The following is a 16,219-nucleotide window of genomic DNA, read 5'->3' as shown; positions in this document are numbered from 1 at the left end:
CCGCGTTTATGGCCGGTTAGCGTACGGGCATCGAGTATTTTCACGCTGACCGGCATGACAGGAATCGTCTTCACCGATAAAGCCGCGCAACACTACGCGCAAGCCATTCGCACCGTCGCGCCCGAGATTCCGCTCTGGTCCCTCGACGACGCGCAAGCCGCTGACGCGGACGTCGCGATAAGCTGGCTGCCTCCGCGCGGCGCATACGGCGCGCTGCCGAAGCTGCGGCTCATTCACAGCATCGGTGCGGGCGTGAATCACATCATCTCGGAGACGAGCGGCGCGCACGTGCCGGTGTGCCGTATCGTTGATCCTGAACAGGCGCGCATCATGGCGCAATACGTTCTGTGGGGCGTGCTGCATTTTCATCGCGGGTTCGACCGGCTGATGCAGCAGCAACACGAGCAACGCTGGCTCAAGTTCGAGCATCCGCCTGCCGATCGAACGACGGTCGGCATCATGGGCATGGGCGTGATGGGGCAGACGGTGGCGCGTTCCATCGCGCAACTCGGGTTTAATGTGCACGGATGGTCGCGCACAGGCCGCGAGTTCGAAGGCATCCGCGTGTATGGCGAAGACGAGCTGGACCGTTTTCTCGACGGTCTGGACATGCTGATCTGTCTCTTGCCGCTAACCAACGCCACGCACGGCATTCTTTCGACGAAGCTGTTTGCGCGCATGAATCGCGGTGCGAGGCTCATTCATGTGGGTCGCGGCGATCATCTCGTCACGCACGATCTTCACGCCGCGCTCGACGACGGCCAGCTCGGCGGCGCATTGATCGATGTGTTTCCGCTCGAACCCTTGCCGTCCACCGATCCGCTCTGGACCCACGACAAGGTCATCGTCACACCGCATATCGCCGCGATCTCCAGCAGCGAGACCGTGGCCGAGCAGATTCTCTCGAACGTGCGTTCCTTGCGCGATGGCGCGCGGCTCAACAACGTGATCGAGCGCGAACGCGGCTATTAAGCCTCGAAGTGCAGACGGCGAATATAGTTCTCGCAGAACGACACGAAACGATTCACCACTTGCCGCGGCTTCATCTTTTTCGATTGCGCGATGCCGAGCGTCGTCGCGTTGAGCGTGTCCTTGAAGCGCTTGATGACGAAGTCCTCGCCATCCACGGTGCGGCTCGATTTAAGCGGGAAATTGAGGATGCTGTAGCCGAGACCATTCGCCACCATGCCGCGCACGACTTCCGGTTGCGACGAACGAAACGCAGGCACAGGACGTTCGCCCACCGCATCGAACAGGGCTGCGAAGTATTCGCGGCTGTGCGGCAGATCGAGCATCACGTAAGGCTCATTTTGCAAGTCGGCGAGCGACACGCGGCGCGCACGCGCAAGCCGATGCGTCTTCGGCAAGATCACATAAGGCGGCAGCGACAAGAGCGGCGTGAAGCCGATGTCTTCGGTCAGATCGAGGCTATACGTGAGCACGATATCGAGCGAGCCGTCCTGCAATCGGCTCATCAATCCATCCTGATGCGCTTCGACCGTGCGAAACGAAATGCCCGCATGCTCGCCTGTAAAGCGGCTGATCAGTCCCGGCATGAGCGGCGGCGCGAGCGACGTGAGACAACCCAGCGCGATGGAACCCGTCATGCCGCCATCCAGTTCCTTCGCGGATGTCTGCAATTCCTCCGCGATTTTCAGCAGATTGCGCGCTTGCCCGAGCAGATCGCGCCCGGCCTGCGTCAGCGACAAACCGCTCGCATGATGCCGGATAAAAAGCTGGACGCCGAAGTTGCCTTCGAGGTCCGTCATCGCGGTCGATACAGAGGGCTGCGAAATATGTAGCCGACGCGCGGCCGCGGTGAACGAGAGCATTTCCGCCGTCACCACGAAGTACCGCAGTTGCCGCAATGAGTAATGCAGCGATTGCATCTCCATGCTGGTATACCTATGAGCTTTTAGCTGCGCAGAATCTTGTGATATTTGCGGTCGTAGTAGATCAGCACGCCGGGATGTGCGTTGCTCGTGATTTCATCGACTTCGCAGATGAGAATGTCATGTGTACCTACCGCCGTGCGCGACACCACGCGGCAATCGATCGACGCACTCGCATCCGCCAGATGGGGCGGTGCGCCATCGCGATCGATCCATACGCCATGTGCAAAGCGCGCTTCCATCGTGCCTTTCTTCGAGAAGCCCGCTGACACGTCATGCTGATCCGCACTCAGCGTATTGATGCAGATGCGCCCGTTCGCCGTCACCGCGTCATACGCCGACGAACTCCGGTTGATGCACACCAGCACGCTCGGCGGCGTATCCGTCACGCTGCACACAGCCGATGCAGTGAAGCCCGCGCGTCCGCCGGGACCGTCGGTGGTGATGACGTGCACGGCGGCGCCGAGTTGCGCCATCGCATCGCGAAAGGTCTGTAGCGTGACGTCGGTGGCGTTCATGTCAGTCAGCATACGAAGGGTCTTCCTTGTCCAGCACGCGCTTCATCTCCTCGAAATGCGCGATGGAAAAGTCCGTGATGCCTTCCCAGTCGCGCGCGGTTTTTTCCGCGACTTCGGCGGACAGCACGTTGAGTTGCCGGCCCGTCGAATACGCGATGCTCAGAATCTGGCAGGCGCGCTCCAGCGTGTACATGTCGTCGAACGCTTCGCCGATAGAAGACGCTGTCACCATCACGCCATGATTGCCCATCATGAGGCGCGACTTGTCGCCGAGCGCGGCTACGAGTCGTGCGCCTTCGGCGGCCGTATCGGCCATGCCACCGAATTCCTTGTCGAGCGCGACGCGGTTCCAATAGCGCGCCGTGTTCTGCTCGATCGGCTTGATCTCGGGATCGGCGAGACACGCAATGGCAGTCGCATAAACCGGATGCAGATGCAGCGCTACGCGAATATGCGGCGCACGCCGATGAATCTGCCCGTGAATGGCCCAGGCGGTGGCATCGATATCGTTGCGGCCTGCGAGGTCTTCACCTTCGTCGGCATCGAGTAAAAGCAGATCGCTCGCGCGGATGCGGGAAAAATGCACCCACTTGGGGTTCATCAAAAACTTGCGGCCATCGGGCGAGACTGCCGCGCTGAAGTGATTGGCCACGGCCTCGTGCATGCCCAGTTTGGCGAAGCATCGAAACGCGGCTGCGAGATCGACGCGAAGCTGGTGCTCATCCATGTCAAAAACTCTCTTACGTTGATGTGTTGAAAACGCCTGCAATAAACGAATGCACGTTCACGCGGACGCCGCGCCCTTGCCGCGCGGATGCACGGCCTGAAGCACGAGAAACAGCAAAGTCACCACGCACAGCACTACGGTCGAAGCGGCGGCGAGCGTGGGCGTCACTTGCAGCAAGATATCGTTCCACAGTTGCTTCGGCAAAGTCGTCTTGATGCCGCCGCCGATGAACAACGCAACCGTCAGTTCTTCGAACGAAGTCAGAAAGCCGATCACGAAGCCTGCGATCAAGCCATTCTTTACCGAAGGCAAGGTGATGCGCCGGAGCACTTGCAAGCGGTTCGCACCCAGCGTACCCGCTGCGTGATCCAGCGCCCAATCGTGGCCGCGAAACGTCGTCAGCAAAATAACGAACACGATCGGCATGGCAATCACCACATGCCCGATGATGATGCCGAGGTTCGTCGCGACCAGTCCCATGCGCGCGCAGAGATAGAACAACGCGATGGCGGTCACGATGCTCGGCACGATCATCGGCAAGAGGAACAGCAGGAATAATGCGCCCGTTGCGCGCGATTTAGAACGCGCGATGCCAAGCGCCGCGAGCGTGGCGATCACCGCCGTGAAGAATGCCGCAACAAGGCCAATGCCGAACGAACGCAGCGTCGCGCCGATCCACAGCGACGAGGTGAAATACGCATCGAACCAGCGCAGGCTGAAGCCCTTCGGGGGAAACGAGAGGAACGTGTCGGCGGTGAAGGCCATCGGCACGATGGCGACGATGGGAAACAGCAGCACGGCAATCAGCACGCACGAATAAATCGCCAGCGGACTCACACGCACCGCGCGCCGCACATGACGGTCCCACGGCACGATCACGCGCGAACACGCCAGTCCCAGACCGTTGACGAGTGCATTGCCCATCCGCCGCATATGACGATGATGCGCGGGCTTCACGGCATCGCGATCATCGACCAGCGAGGCCATGCCGAACACGAGGTTATAAAGAAAGCAACTGACGAGCGCCGACAGCACCAGCACCACGGCAAGCGCGCTGCCCAACTGCCAGTTCTGCAACTCGTTGATCTGCACGATGATCAGTTGTCCGAGCATCATCTCGCGAGGCGAACCGAGCAGCGTCGGCGTGATGAAAAACCCCAGCGCGCCGATGAAAACGAGCAGGCCCGCCGCCGCGACACCGCGCATCGACGAGACGAAGAAGATGCGCCAGAACACTTGCGCGCGGTCGCCGCCGAGTGTGGACGCAGCCAGCGACGTGCGGCGGTCGATCTGGTTCATCACGGGCAACAGCGTGACGACTGCGAGCGGCAAGAGCGTGTGCGCCATCGCGAAGATCACGGCAGAGCGGTTGAACAACAACCGGTCGCCGCCCGCGATATGCAGCATGCCCATGACATCCGCGACGATGCCGTTTCTTCCCAGCAGCACGAGCCACGCGAAGTTCTTGACGAGCGTGCTGGTCCAGAACGCGAGCAGCACAAGCAGCGCCACCGCCTGTTGCGTGCGTTTGGACAAACCCGACAGCCAGTAGGCGAGGGGATAGCCGAGCAAGAGGCAATACGCCGTGGTTTGCAGCGCGATGGAGAACGTCGTCAGCAACACGCGCTGATACACGCTCGGGCCGAAGAAACGCGCGAACGCGGAAAACGACAGCGTGCCGGTGCCGTTCTGCATCACCGAAAGAGCGAGTAATCGCAGCGATGGCACGATCAGGAACGCGAGCAGGAACACCACACCGGGCGCGGCGAGCCACAACGGACCGAACTTGAAACGTGTGCGCGGCGTGACGAGCGCGCCCGCGCTTGCGGTGGTCGTGTTCATCGCGTGTTCTGCGCGTGACGATTGGCCGGACGCGACAGGCCGAGATTCTCGCGCAACGTATGGCCGCTGTATTCGCTGCGATAACGGCCACGGCGTTGCAGTTCCGGCACGACGTGCGAAACGAAATCCGACATATCGTTCGGCAATACATGGAAGGCGAGCATGAAGCCATCGGCGGCGCGCGTGTCGATCCATTCTTCCATGTGATCCGCGATGCTCTGCGGCGTGCCGCACAACGTTACCTTGCCGCGTTCATAGCTCGTATAAAGCTGGCGCAACGTGAGCTTTTGTTCGCGGATCATCGTCGCGATCTGATTGAAGTACGCCTGATGAAAATTGGCCTTCTGCGGAATCAGATGCTCGGGAATGGGTTCATCGAGCGGCAGGTTCGATACATCGAGTTCGAGGTCCGCGCCCAGACGCATGCGGCCTACATCGGGATGAATCAGGCTTTGCAGTTCGGCGTACTTGTCCTGCGCTTCCGCTTCGCTGCCGCCCACGACTACTGAGAGGCCCGCGAGAATTTTCATGTCGTCGGGCGAGCGGCCGAACGCAGGCATGCGGGCTTTGACATCGGCATAGAAGCGCTGAGATTTTTCGAGCGTCGGGTCCGAAGAAAACACCACTTCCGCCGTTTCCGCCGCGAATGACTTGCCATCTTCCGACGAACCGGCCTGGATCACCACAGGCCGTCCTTGCGGCGTGCGTTCGATATTCAGCGCGCCATACACCGTGAAATACTTTCCCTGATGATCCGTGACATGCATTTTCTCCGGCTCGAAAACCTTGCACGCTTCCTTGTCGTTGACGAAGGCATCGTCGTCCCATGTATCCCACAGCTTCGACACGACGTCGAAAAATTCGCGTGCGCGCGCATAACGCTGATCGTGCGGCGGCAACTTGTCGAGACCGAAGTTGCGCGCGGCGAAGTCGTTCGCGGACGTGACCACGTTCCAGCCCGCGCGTCCATGCGAAATATGATCGAGCGATGCAAACAGCCGCGCGATGTTGTACGGCTCGTAAAAGCTCGTCGACGCCGTCGCGCCCAGCCCGATATGCCGCGTCGCGCCGGCCAGCGCCGAGAGCAGCGTGATCGGCTCGAAGCAATTCATGAAGTGCGGATAGCGCGCATACACGTTGAGCTTTTCGGTGCGCGCGGCGGGCGTATCCGCGATGAAGAACAGATCCATCAGGCCGGATTCCGCGAGTTGCGCGAGATCGCGGTAATAGTCGATGTTCGTCGTGGCACCGCGTGGCGCGGTGGACTTGAGCCACGATGCCGGATGCGATCCCGTCGCGTGCACCAGCACGCCGAGCGCCATGTGTCGGTCAGCCATGATCGTGGCTTCTCCTTAGAGTGATCGAGAAAGCATTAAGCATTAAGCATTAAGCATTACGCATTACGCATTACGCATTACGCATTACGCATTACGCATTACGCATTAAGCATTACGCATTAAGCAGCCATTCCTGGAACTTCTCGTTCGCGGAATCGAAGTTCTTGCCCCACCACACGTTGTCGCGGCGCTGCAGGCGTTCGAGATTCTTCGGATAGGTCGGCAGCAGTTCGGCGCGTTGTGCGTCGATGAACTTGTAGGCGTCGCTGTTGCTCGGACCGTTCGCAATGAGGCTCGAATACTGCGCCTGACGCTCCGCGCGCATGCAGAAGCGCACGAACTGTTGCGCCTGCTTGAGCTTCGTCGTGCCGACCGGAATCGACCAGCCATCGACGTTGTAGGTGCCTTCCCAGACGATCTTCACCGGCGCGCCCGATGTGATCGCAGCGAGTGCGCGGGCGTTCCATGTATCGGACAGATCGACTTCTCCGCTTTGCAGCAGTTGCGTGTTCTGCGCCCCGTTCGCCCACCACACGTTGATGTTCTTGCGAATCTTGTCGAGCGACTTGAGCGCGCGGTCGACATCGATCGGATAGAGGTCTTTCGGCGCGACGCCATCCGCGAGCAGCGCGTTTTCAAAGAGACCGATGGGCGAGCGATACAACCCACGCCGGCCGGGAAATTTCGCGGTGTCCCAGTAATCGTGCCAACCGGTCGGCTGCGCCTTGGCGAAACGGTCTGTGCGATACGCCATCACCACGCCGTAGATCGAGAAGCCGAACCAGTTGTTCGTGAGCATGCCGGGCAGGATGCCTTTTGCATCGCTCGAAGCAATGTCGAGCGGCGCGAGATAGTTCTTCTGATCGGTCAGGCGGATGGCGTTGTCGGGCGTGATCATCGCCACGTCCCAGATATGCGAGCCGGAATCGACCGAGAGCTTGAACTGTGTCACCGGGTCCGACTCGTGCGCCACATTGACGATACGGATGCCCGTTTCCTTTTCGAACGGATCATAGAATGCGGTCCGCATGACGGGGCCGAGCGCGCCGCCGTTATCGGCCACCGTCAGTTGATCGGCCGCGTTGGCACGTTGCGTCCAGATGGTCGGGAAGCCGAGCGCGATGCCCGCAGCGCCCGCGGTCTTGATGAACTCTCTGCGGCCTGGCTTGTTGCTTGAACTCACGCTCGTTTCTCCGGTGATGGGGTGTGGATTTAGTGATCGAGAAGCAGGGAATGTTCGGGCAGCCAACGAAGGGAAACGGCATCGCCCAATGAACGCGGCGTGGTGCCTGCGGCCTGTCGCACGGTCAGCACCGTGCCGCTTTGCAATTCCACGAGCAAGCGCGTTTCCGAGCCGCCATAAATGCGTTCCACGATGCGTCCGCGCACGAAGCCCTCGCGTCCGTCGTCGATGCGAATGTGTTCGGGCCGCACGATCAGCATTGCCTCGGGTGCGCTCGCCGCGTTGGTCGCGGCATCGGCGGGAAGGGGGATGAAACCGTCGGCGGTAGCGAGCATTCCGTCGCGTCCCGGCTTGCCTCGCAGCTTGTTCGATACGCCGATGAAGTCCGCCACGAACGCGCTGCGCGGCGTTTCGTAGATGGCTTGCGGCGTGCCGATCTGTTCGATGCGTCCGCCGTTCATGAGGCACACGCGGTCGGACAGCGCGAGCGCTTCTTCCTGATCGTGCGTGACGAAGATGATCGTCGCGCCTGTTTCGCGATGGATGCGCTTGATCTCCATCTGCATGTTTTCGCGCAGTTTGCGGTCGAGCGCGGACAGCGATTCGTCCATCAACAGCAAGGAGGGCTGATAAACGAGCGCGCGCGCCAGTGCCACGCGTTGCTGCTGACCGCCGGACAATTCGCGCGGGAAGCGTTCGCCGAAGGTGGCGAGGCGCACCATTTCGAGCGCATGCATCACGCGGCGTTTGACTTCGCCGGACGGCACGCGGCGCATCTGAAGCGGAAAGGCGATGTTTTCGAATACGGTCAAATGGCCGAACAGCGCGTAGTTTTGAAAGACCACGCCGATATCGCGTTCATGCACCAGTGCGCGCGTGCGGTCTTTCGAATCGATAAAGAGCTTGCCCGCTGTTGGCTCGACCAGCCCGCAGATGATTTGCAGCAGCGTGGTCTTGCCCGAACCGGACGGCCCGAGCAGCGTGAGCAGTTCGCCGTTTCTGACCGAAAGGTCCATCGGATGCAGCGCGACGGTCTCGCCGTAATGTTTCGACAAGCCTTCCGTGCGCATCTTGATGGCGGATGCGGGCGTGGACGCGCCCGGCATGACATCGGCGACACATGCCAGCTTATTCATGATGGATCTTTCCTGGAGCGAGGGTTGCGATCCGCGTGATGTGCCCTGTGTTTGGCAAGCCGCGGACTGCGGAAAGTCTTTTGCTTCAGACCGTTGATGCAATCTAACAAGTCAAATTAGAGGGAAAAATATTGTTTTCCCATGCACTGGATAGGCTTGACCTATGCGGCGCGATTCTTTTAGATCTGGAACAATGCTTGTTTTGCTTTTTGGTCTCTTGTTCACTTCTATAGGGAAAAATTCATGACTGATCGCAGCGCGCCGACTGACGTCGAGATTCATCCGCTTATCGCGGGACGGTGGAGTCCGCGGGCCTATGCTACTCAGCCTGTGGATCATGCGGCGGTGCTTTCTTTGCTCGAAGCGGCGCGGTGGGCGCCTTCTGCTTATAACGTGCAGCCTTGGCGTTTTGTTGTCTTTGAGAAGGGCGTGGATCAGGGTGCGTTTGATCGTGCGTTTGCTACGCTGGTGCCGTTTAATCAAGGGTGGAATGTTAATGCGCAGGTGTTGATTGCGGTTGTCGCGGATACGCTGACTTCGAAGGGGACTGAGAACGGTACTGCTAGTTATGATGCTGGCGCGGCTGGCATGTCGTTGTTATTGCAGGCGCATTCGATGGGGCTGGCGGCTCATTCCATGAGTGGGTTTGATGGGCCTGTGTTTCGTGAGCTGTTTGGTATTTCGGAGCGCTTCAAGGTGCTTGCGATGATCTCGGTTGCGCATCATGGGGATGTGGCCGGGTTGCCGGATGGGCTTGCGGAGAGAGAAGGTGCGCCGCGGGCGCGGTTGGCGGTGGGGGAGATTGCTTCTTTTGGTGGGTGGGATTTGGGGTGAGGTTTGTTTCGTGGAAGGGGCTGCTGGTTTTTGTGCTTTTTATTCAGTAGCCGCCTCCCCGGCGGGGGGATCACTTTCTTTGCTGCTGCAAAGAAAGTGATCAAAGAAAGCAGCTTTCGCAACCAGACACTGCAGCTTGAAAGGGCAAGTGGATTAATGGTCGCTCTTGGTGACAATAGTTGGCCGCCTCGGAGGCCTGCCCGGCCTGCACGGGGCTTGGTACGCAAAGATTTCGCACCTCTAGCGGTCAAGCAAAGTGGTCCGCAGTCATCCGCGCGGCGTTCTTGGCGCTCACGCGCCTTCGCCGTAGGGGTCTGCGAGGGAATCCGGCAGATCGCCAAGACTCACGACTCATCGAATGTTCTCGCTTCAATGCTATTTGGCCCTACGGTGTTTAGCGCTTCTTTACTGACGATCTCGCAGCAATGGTGAGGTTAGAGAAAGCGTCATTGCTTTAATCACTGACCAACGGTGTTGGGCGTTTCGTGACTGTCGACCTCAAAGTAACGGTAGGGCCGAATAGCATTCAAGCAAGGAGATTTGATGAGTCGTGAGCCTCGGCGATCTGCCGGGTTCACGTGCAGACCCCTACGGCGAAGGCGCGTGAGCGCCAAGAACGCCGCGCGGATGACTGCGGACCACGTCGTTTTACCAAGAGAGGTGCGTACTCGTTGCGTACCAAGCCCCGTGCAGGCCGGGCAGGCCTCCGAGGCCGAAAACTATTGTCACCAAGATCAAGCATTAATCCACTTGCCCTTTCAAGCTGCAGTGTCTGGTTGAAAAAGCTGCTTTCTTTGATTACTTTCTTTGCAGCAGCAAAGAAAGTGATCCCCCCGCCGGGGAGGCGGCTACTGCAATAAAAGCCCAAAAAGCAGCAGCCCCTCGCACGAACAACCCGCAAAGTAATCGCGACGTCACTCAAAACCGGGTGGATTCGGCCTTGAATTCTCGCTCACCTAACAACTCGAAGCTCAACACTATCCCACCTCCGCAACTCGATAGCATGCTGCATCATCCCAAGCGTAAGCGGCTCCGGTGCCCCATGATCGACCACACCCCAAACCCGCAACAGCCATTTCGTGAAAAACGGAATCCTGATCCCTCGCCACGGAAAGTATCGATTGAAATCGAAGTCACCACGATCAATAGAAAAAAGCTCGAAGAATTCAGCAATTAAATCCGCCGCTGCTTCGGGCGCCATCTGAAGATCCTCGTCGATACGATCGGTGAGCAAGAGCGGCTGATGCTTCGACTTGTAACCGTGCCTGAGAACAAGCGCTTCGAGATCAGCCGAGAGTGCCAACGGTTGCGTCATTGATTCGATCCTCAGGCCGAACGAGTGCGTTATAGCGGAGTATGACCTTCATCTCGATGGTGACGAGGTCGTAAGCCGTAATCGGAGCCGCGATCCACGGCACCCATCTGCCGACAAACGCGCCAAGGTGCATCACATATCTGACGCGAATGGAAAAGAACCCGACGAGAGTAGGGAGCCGCCGATTAACCCTGATGTCCAACAATTCACGGCAGATCACGGAGGCGAGCGACGTGCCGGGGATTGCACCGCCCGGCTTTGTACGCGTGCTCAGAATCGGGGCGCCAAGAACCATCGCGAACACGCTGACGACGTCGGCAGTACCGAAGTGTTCACAGATGACTTCAACAACGACACATAGGTATAGCTCGTCTGCGCTCAGATTGTGCAGATCACCATAACTATAGCGAGTGAGAGGCACCTCTCTATCACTGACAAGGTTCTCGTAACTCATCTATTGCCGCTTTGACGGAATTGGCGAAGATCGATTACGCCTGTCACGGCGCCTTGGGAACTTCCGGTTTTACTCTGCGGGAAATACTCCAGTTTCATCGACGCGAAAGAAAGGCTGACCGTCTCGATGGCCATATTTCCGCCGCTTGCAGGAGCCACCTTGGTAATAACCACATCGTTCATGGTTATCCGAAAATACTCGAACGGCATCCCGCCCGCCTTGCGTAAGGTTAGGGTAGCCCGAGGAATATGGCTGGCGTGATAGCAATAAACCGCGAGATTGGGCGAAGCGCGGTCAATGGCGTGCAGGAACGTGAGATCGCTAACCGCGGCTTTGGATGCGCCGCCGCCGGAGCCCGATAGAAAAGCAGCGTCTTGGTGAATGTTCCAATTCCATGCGCTGGCCTGAATAGCGCCAGCATGATCCGCGTCCTGCGATTCGCCGTCGATTCCCTCGATGCGTATGAAAATGTCGTCCGACATGATTCTCTCTTCATGCAAAGGCCTGCTTTTATGCAGGCGATAACGAATGTCGAAACGGGGCATACCCCGAGTCGGCATCAGGTTATCGCACAAGCAGCAGCGCAAGAAAGCGAGAAAGTCCTAAACAATGTTGCCCCGCCTTACGCACCTATCTATTGCATCAGACGGGAAGCAGCCAATCAACCCCTCCTAGTCGCCAACTCCGCCCCTTGCCTCAACGCCTCCAACATACTCCCTTCATCCGCGATCCCTTTCCCTGCGATATCAAACGCCGTCCCATGATCCACAGAAGTACGAATGACTTCCAACCCAACGGTAACATTCACCCCAGCCTCAAGCCCCAAAACCTTAACCGGCCCATGCCCCTGATCGTGATACATCGCAACGACGAGATCAAAATCCCCACGCCCCGCGCGATAAAACAGCGTATCCGCAGGCAAAGGCCCGGTCACATCCAACCCACGCTCCTGCAATAACTTAACCGCAGGAATGATCTTCTCCTCTTCCTCACCATACCCAAACAACCCATTCTCCCCCGCATGCGGATTGATCCCGCAAACACCGATACGCGGCTTGGCAATCCCCGCCTTCACGAGCGTCGCATTACCGCGTTCGATCGTCCGCTGCACCAAACCCGGCTCGATCTTGCGAATGGCATCGATGATGCCGATATGCGTCGTCACATGAATCACGCGCAATTGCGGCGCGACGAGCATCATTGACACTTCATCCACGCCGGTGAGATGCGCGAGCATTTCCGTATGACCAGGGAACTTGTGCCCGCCCGCGTGCAGCGCTTCCTTGTTGAGCGGCGCGGTGCAAATGGCATCGATCTGATGCGCCTGCGCCAGTTCCACCGCACGCGCGATATATTGATACGCTGCATCGCCCGCCACGGGCGAGAGCTGGCCGAAGGGCAAATCATCGGGAATGAGTTCAAGGTCGATGCAATCGATCGTGCCCGGCTCATAACGCGCCTGCGATGCATCCTCGATACGCCGCACCGTCGCCTTCGCGCCGACGAGTTCGATCGCGCGCTCCAGCCGCTTCGCATCGCCGATAACGAGCGGACGGCATTGTTGGTACACCGTATCATGCGCCAGACTCTTGACGATGACTTCCGGGCCGACGCCGCTTGCGTCGCCCATCGTGATGCCGATAACAGGAAGGTAGTTGCTCATGATGTCGTGTTCAGAATAAGAAGATTCAGCGGGCGACGCTCACGTGAACGCCGCGCAAATGTTGGTAAGCGCCCAGCAGCGCATGCTCGCTGCCAAACGCACCGGCCTTGGTGACGATGGAAGGGCCGCGTCCCGATGCAGGCCGCCCGAGCGCCACGCCCGCTTCGATTTCGCGCACGAGTTCGAGTCCGCCGACGCCCGCCGCCGCGAGCATCGCGCGAGCGGTTTCGCCGCCGGTCGCGATCAAGCCGGAGAGGGCGTCGAAGTGTGGCGCGACGAGCAAAGCCAGTGCAGCGGATAAGCGCGCGCCTTCGGCAGGATCGAAAGCATCGTCGCGGCCAATGCGCAGAATCGCGTCTTCGTCGTTCAGCACGCATGCCGCGATGCGCTCACGCCAGACGCGCCATTCGTCATGCCGCTCGGCATCGCGCAAGACCGCAGGCGGCACGATCAGTTCGATCACGCCGGCCGTGTCGCGCAACATCGCGCACTGGCGCTCGGAAATGGCGGACAGACTGCCGACAAGCGCCAGCACCGGGCCGCGCAATGCTTCGGCATCCTGTGCTTCGTGCGGCGCGAGACCGGCATCGAACAAATCGGGCAGGGCGGCCAGTTCGCGCGCCAAACCACCCGAACCGACCCAGAAAAACCGCTCGTCGATGTCGGCCGTCACGCGCGCCAACATGGCGAGATCATCGCTGGTTTCGGCATCGACGATGATCGCATCGATGCCATCCGCCGCCGCCGACGCGACCATCGCCGCGATACGCAGCGGATCATCGCGCAAGGCTGCAAGCGTGACATGCGTGGTGCGCAGACCCGCAGCTTCGAGCATCGCGCGCAGCGACGCATTCTGGCCTTCGTTCTCCAGCTTCCACGTTTCGGTATCTTCCAGCGGCACGCCGCGCACGATCACGCGGCCATCGCGCACCGTGCGGCCCGTCGCCGGAAACGCGGGCGCGACAATCGCCGGTCCCGCGAGCGCGGCAAGCGCCGCCGTTTCCGCCGTCCAGTTGCCGCGCAAGGTGGAATCGATCTTCTTGTACAAGCGACGTCCCGGCGCGCGCATCGCCTGCCAGACGGCGGCTGTCCGTGCGCCAGCTTCGGCGGGCGGCGCGCGGCGCGTGTCGGTGTCAGCGGCGATCACGGTGGCGTTTTGCACGGGCGCGTTTGCATCGAGCGATACGATGGTCCGGCGGCCCGTCGCCGCGAACGCAATGGCGCTGTCGGCAGCGCCCGAGAGATCATCCGCGACAATCAGCAGGCTCGACGCCTTCATCGCGTGGCCTCCGCTGCGCCGCGATTCGCCCGATTGGCTTCGCGCGCATTCACGCGTTTGGCGACGGAAGCCGTCAGCACCGGCGAGACGATCGCCGTCACCACCACGCACGCCGCGACCAACAACGTCGCCGACTTCGCCGCTTCGGCATAAACCGGATTCGCCGCCGCGATCAACGCAGGCACCGCCGCCGCATTGCCCGCCGTATTGGCAGCCGCCGCACCCGCGACACCCGTGCCGCCCGTCAGACGATCCGCGATATACAGCGGAATGCCCGTCACGATCACCACCGCCAAACCGAGCCCGATGCCGAGCAATCCAGCCTGCCAGACTTTGTGCAGATCGAGCCCGGCGCCGAGCGCCAGCGCGAAGAACGGAATCATCACCGGCACGGCGCGGCCGAGGAACTCGCGCATCTCACGGTCGAGGTTGCCGAGCAGCATGCCGACCGCCAGCGGCAGGATGCTGCCGACGAGCGTCGGCCACGGAAACGCCGACAGACCCGCCACGCCGAGCGTCACCATGGTCAGGAACGGCCCGGATTCGAGCGACATGATGGTGTACGCGCCGACATCTTCCGAGCGGCCGTATTGACCCATCAGCGCCATGTAGAGGCCGCCGTTCGTGTCGTTCATCGCGGCGATGACGGCGAGCGTCGAAAGCCCCGCGAACAGGCCCGAACTCACCGGCTGCTCACCCAAAAAATGCCCGAGCACGATGCCCGCGATGATCGCCGTGCCGATCTTGGTGGCGAACAGCGCGCCGCCTTTCTTCAGCAAATAAGGCGTGGCCTTCACGTCGATGCTCGCGCCCATGCAGACATAGAACACCGCAAGAATCGGCAGCGAGCCGGTGAACAGCGCGTTGGTGAACGAGCCGAAGAACTTCGGCATGTTCGGCAGGAACGTGGCGACGAGCGAGCCGATCAGGAGCGGCACGATCATCATGCCGCCGGGTACGCGTTCGACGGCGCGCTTGATATGAATCTGGGCCATGCAAGTCTCCAGGTGGATTTGCGCGATTTGGTCTATGAATGATCGATTCGATCAGAATGCAGTGTAATCTTTTGATCGAACGCGCGCAATTATGGGCGTGTACGCGTAAACACTGATCAATTCGGGCGAAAACGATTGCTTGAATGATCAAATCGATCAAAAATTTCCGCACGCCGTTTTCATTGGATGCCAGCATCCACCGCGCCCGCTTGGGTACACTCCCGCATCCAAAAAAAGAAAGGAACCGCATGAAAGTCGAGAAACGCCGCGAAGCCATGCTCAAGGCCGTGCTCTCCGGCATGAATGACGTGGCCGCGCTGTGCGAGCACTTCGGCATGTCGGAAGCCACGGTGCGGCGCGATCTGCGCGCGCTGGCGGACGAGCGGCGCATCGTGCGGACTTATGGCGGCGCGGCGTCGGTGGGCGTGCATGAACCGGAGGAATCGCTGGAGACGCGGCGGGCGAGTTTCCGGGAGCAGAAGGAAGCCATCGCGCGTGCGGCGGCATTGCATATTCACGACGGCGACACCATCTTTCTCGATGGCGGCACGACCACCGCCGCGCTCGCGCGCTGTCTCGCCGGACGCGATGCCGTCCACGTCTTCACCAACAACCTGCTCGCGGTGAGCGTGCTCGCGCCAACGGATGTGCGCGTGACGCTGATCGGCGGCGACGTGCGGCCTTCGAGCATGAGCATGCTCGGACCCATCGCGCAGTCCACGTTGTCGCGAGTGAGTTTCGATAAGGCGTTTCTCGGCGCGGATGGCGTCGTCGCGGATCGCGGCTTGTGCGAAGCGACCGCCGAGCAGGCGTATCTCAAGGAGTGCATCTCGGCGCAGGCGGCGCACGTGTTCGTGCTGGCGACATCGAACAAGCTGGAACACGCGAGTCAGCAGCACTGGACGCCGCTGCCGCGCGACTGGACGCTCATCACGGATTCGCTGGCGGATGCTTCGGTGCTCGAACCATTCCGCGAACGCGGCAATGTCACGGTGGAATGCGCGCCCGCGTGACGGCATCGTTTCGATGAATCACGTATCCTGA

General features: G+C 60.2%; 16 protein-coding genes. 3 read left to right on the top strand and 13 right to left on the bottom strand.

All coding sequences use genetic code 11. From position 1 onward, the window contains the following. Positions 1 to 54 precede the first annotated feature (54 nt). The gene (locus tag ACZCWR_RS20435) at positions 55 to 972 is read left to right on the top strand and encodes a 2-hydroxyacid dehydrogenase (RefSeq protein WP_487303445.1); all 918 of its coding nucleotides are present in this window, start codon (positions 55 to 57) and stop codon (positions 970 to 972) included. On the opposite strand, the gene ACZCWR_RS20430 is transcribed toward ACZCWR_RS20435, so the two are convergent. The 7 genes from ACZCWR_RS20430 to ACZCWR_RS20400 form a co-directional block, all read right to left on the bottom strand. Continuing rightward, positions 969 to 1,895, bottom strand: coding sequence for a LysR family transcriptional regulator (locus ACZCWR_RS20430; RefSeq protein ID WP_487303444.1), 927 nt, complete (start codon positions 1,893 to 1,895; stop codon positions 969 to 971). The genes ACZCWR_RS20435 and ACZCWR_RS20430 overlap by 4 nt on opposite strands. 20 nt (positions 1,896 to 1,915) lie before the next feature. Then, entirely contained in the window at positions 1,916 to 2,422 is a 507-nt protein-coding gene (locus ACZCWR_RS20425; protein ID WP_487303443.1) for a flavin reductase, read from the bottom strand. Further along, positions 2,412 to 3,137 carry a class II aldolase and adducin N-terminal domain-containing protein gene (locus ACZCWR_RS20420; RefSeq protein ID WP_487303442.1) on the bottom strand — a complete coding sequence of 242 codons (726 nt, stop codon included), beginning with the start codon at positions 3,135 to 3,137 and terminating at the stop codon, positions 2,412 to 2,414. Before ACZCWR_RS20420 ends, ACZCWR_RS20425 begins: the two co-directional genes overlap by 11 nt. 57 nt (positions 3,138 to 3,194) lie before the next feature. Continuing rightward, positions 3,195 to 4,979: an ABC transporter permease subunit gene (locus tag ACZCWR_RS20415; protein ID WP_487303441.1), complete on the bottom strand. Its 1,785-nt coding sequence runs from the start codon at positions 4,977 to 4,979 to the stop codon at positions 3,195 to 3,197. Beyond that, positions 4,976 to 6,316 carry an LLM class flavin-dependent oxidoreductase gene (locus ACZCWR_RS20410; RefSeq protein WP_487303440.1) on the bottom strand — a complete coding sequence of 447 codons (1,341 nt, stop codon included), beginning with the start codon at positions 6,314 to 6,316 and terminating at the stop codon, positions 4,976 to 4,978. The genes ACZCWR_RS20415 and ACZCWR_RS20410 overlap by 4 nt, the downstream gene beginning before the upstream one ends. A gap of 112 nt (positions 6,317 to 6,428) precedes the next feature. Continuing rightward, positions 6,429 to 7,499: an extracellular solute-binding protein gene (locus ACZCWR_RS20405; RefSeq protein ID WP_487303439.1), complete on the bottom strand. Its 1,071-nt coding sequence runs from the start codon at positions 7,497 to 7,499 to the stop codon at positions 6,429 to 6,431. Between the two features lie 29 nt (positions 7,500 to 7,528). After that, positions 7,529 to 8,605, bottom strand: coding sequence for an ABC transporter ATP-binding protein (locus tag ACZCWR_RS20400; RefSeq protein ID WP_487304758.1), 1,077 nt, complete (start codon positions 8,603 to 8,605; stop codon positions 7,529 to 7,531). 273 nt (positions 8,606 to 8,878) lie between these two features. Here ACZCWR_RS20400 and ACZCWR_RS20395 point away from each other — a divergent pair, with 273 nt between their 5' ends. Then, positions 8,879 to 9,469 (top strand): nitroreductase family protein, encoded by a 591-nt coding sequence (locus ACZCWR_RS20395; RefSeq protein ID WP_487303438.1) that lies wholly within the window; start codon positions 8,879 to 8,881, stop codon positions 9,467 to 9,469. Between the two features lie 952 nt (positions 9,470 to 10,421). On the opposite strand, the gene ACZCWR_RS20390 is transcribed toward ACZCWR_RS20395, so the two are convergent. From ACZCWR_RS20390 to ACZCWR_RS20365, 6 genes are all read right to left on the bottom strand, one after another. After that, positions 10,422 to 10,784 carry a DUF1493 family protein gene (locus ACZCWR_RS20390; protein WP_487303437.1) on the bottom strand — a complete coding sequence of 121 codons (363 nt, stop codon included), beginning with the start codon at positions 10,782 to 10,784 and terminating at the stop codon, positions 10,422 to 10,424. Continuing rightward, positions 10,756 to 11,238, bottom strand: a complete 483-nt coding sequence (locus tag ACZCWR_RS20385) for an STM2901 family protein (RefSeq protein WP_487303436.1) — start codon at positions 11,236 to 11,238, stop codon at positions 10,756 to 10,758. Before ACZCWR_RS20385 ends, ACZCWR_RS20390 begins: the two co-directional genes overlap by 29 nt. Next, positions 11,235 to 11,720 carry an Hcp family type VI secretion system effector gene (locus ACZCWR_RS20380; RefSeq protein WP_487303435.1) on the bottom strand — a complete coding sequence of 162 codons (486 nt, stop codon included), beginning with the start codon at positions 11,718 to 11,720 and terminating at the stop codon, positions 11,235 to 11,237. The genes ACZCWR_RS20385 and ACZCWR_RS20380 overlap by 4 nt, the downstream gene beginning before the upstream one ends. A 179-nt stretch (positions 11,721 to 11,899) precedes the next feature. Continuing rightward, positions 11,900 to 12,901 (bottom strand): 4-hydroxythreonine-4-phosphate dehydrogenase PdxA, encoded by a 1,002-nt coding sequence (pdxA, locus tag ACZCWR_RS20375; protein ID WP_487303434.1) that lies wholly within the window; start codon positions 12,899 to 12,901, stop codon positions 11,900 to 11,902. 25 nt (positions 12,902 to 12,926) lie between these two features. Continuing rightward, positions 12,927 to 14,180 carry a four-carbon acid sugar kinase family protein gene (locus tag ACZCWR_RS20370; RefSeq protein WP_487303433.1) on the bottom strand — a complete coding sequence of 418 codons (1,254 nt, stop codon included), beginning with the start codon at positions 14,178 to 14,180 and terminating at the stop codon, positions 12,927 to 12,929. After that, positions 14,177 to 15,175, bottom strand: a complete 999-nt coding sequence (locus tag ACZCWR_RS20365; RefSeq protein ID WP_487303432.1) for a 2-keto-3-deoxygluconate permease — start codon at positions 15,173 to 15,175, stop codon at positions 14,177 to 14,179. The genes ACZCWR_RS20370 and ACZCWR_RS20365 overlap by 4 nt, the downstream gene beginning before the upstream one ends. A 248-nt stretch (positions 15,176 to 15,423) precedes the next feature. On the opposite strand from ACZCWR_RS20365, the gene ACZCWR_RS20360 reads away from it, so the two are divergent. After that, positions 15,424 to 16,188, top strand: coding sequence for a DeoR/GlpR family DNA-binding transcription regulator (locus tag ACZCWR_RS20360; protein ID WP_487303431.1), 765 nt, complete (start codon positions 15,424 to 15,426; stop codon positions 16,186 to 16,188). The last annotated feature ends 31 nt before the right edge of the window (positions 16,189 to 16,219 follow it).

This window comes from Caballeronia sp. A2-2, from assembly GCF_057612605.2.
This window is presented reverse-complemented; position numbering and strand designations above follow the sequence as displayed.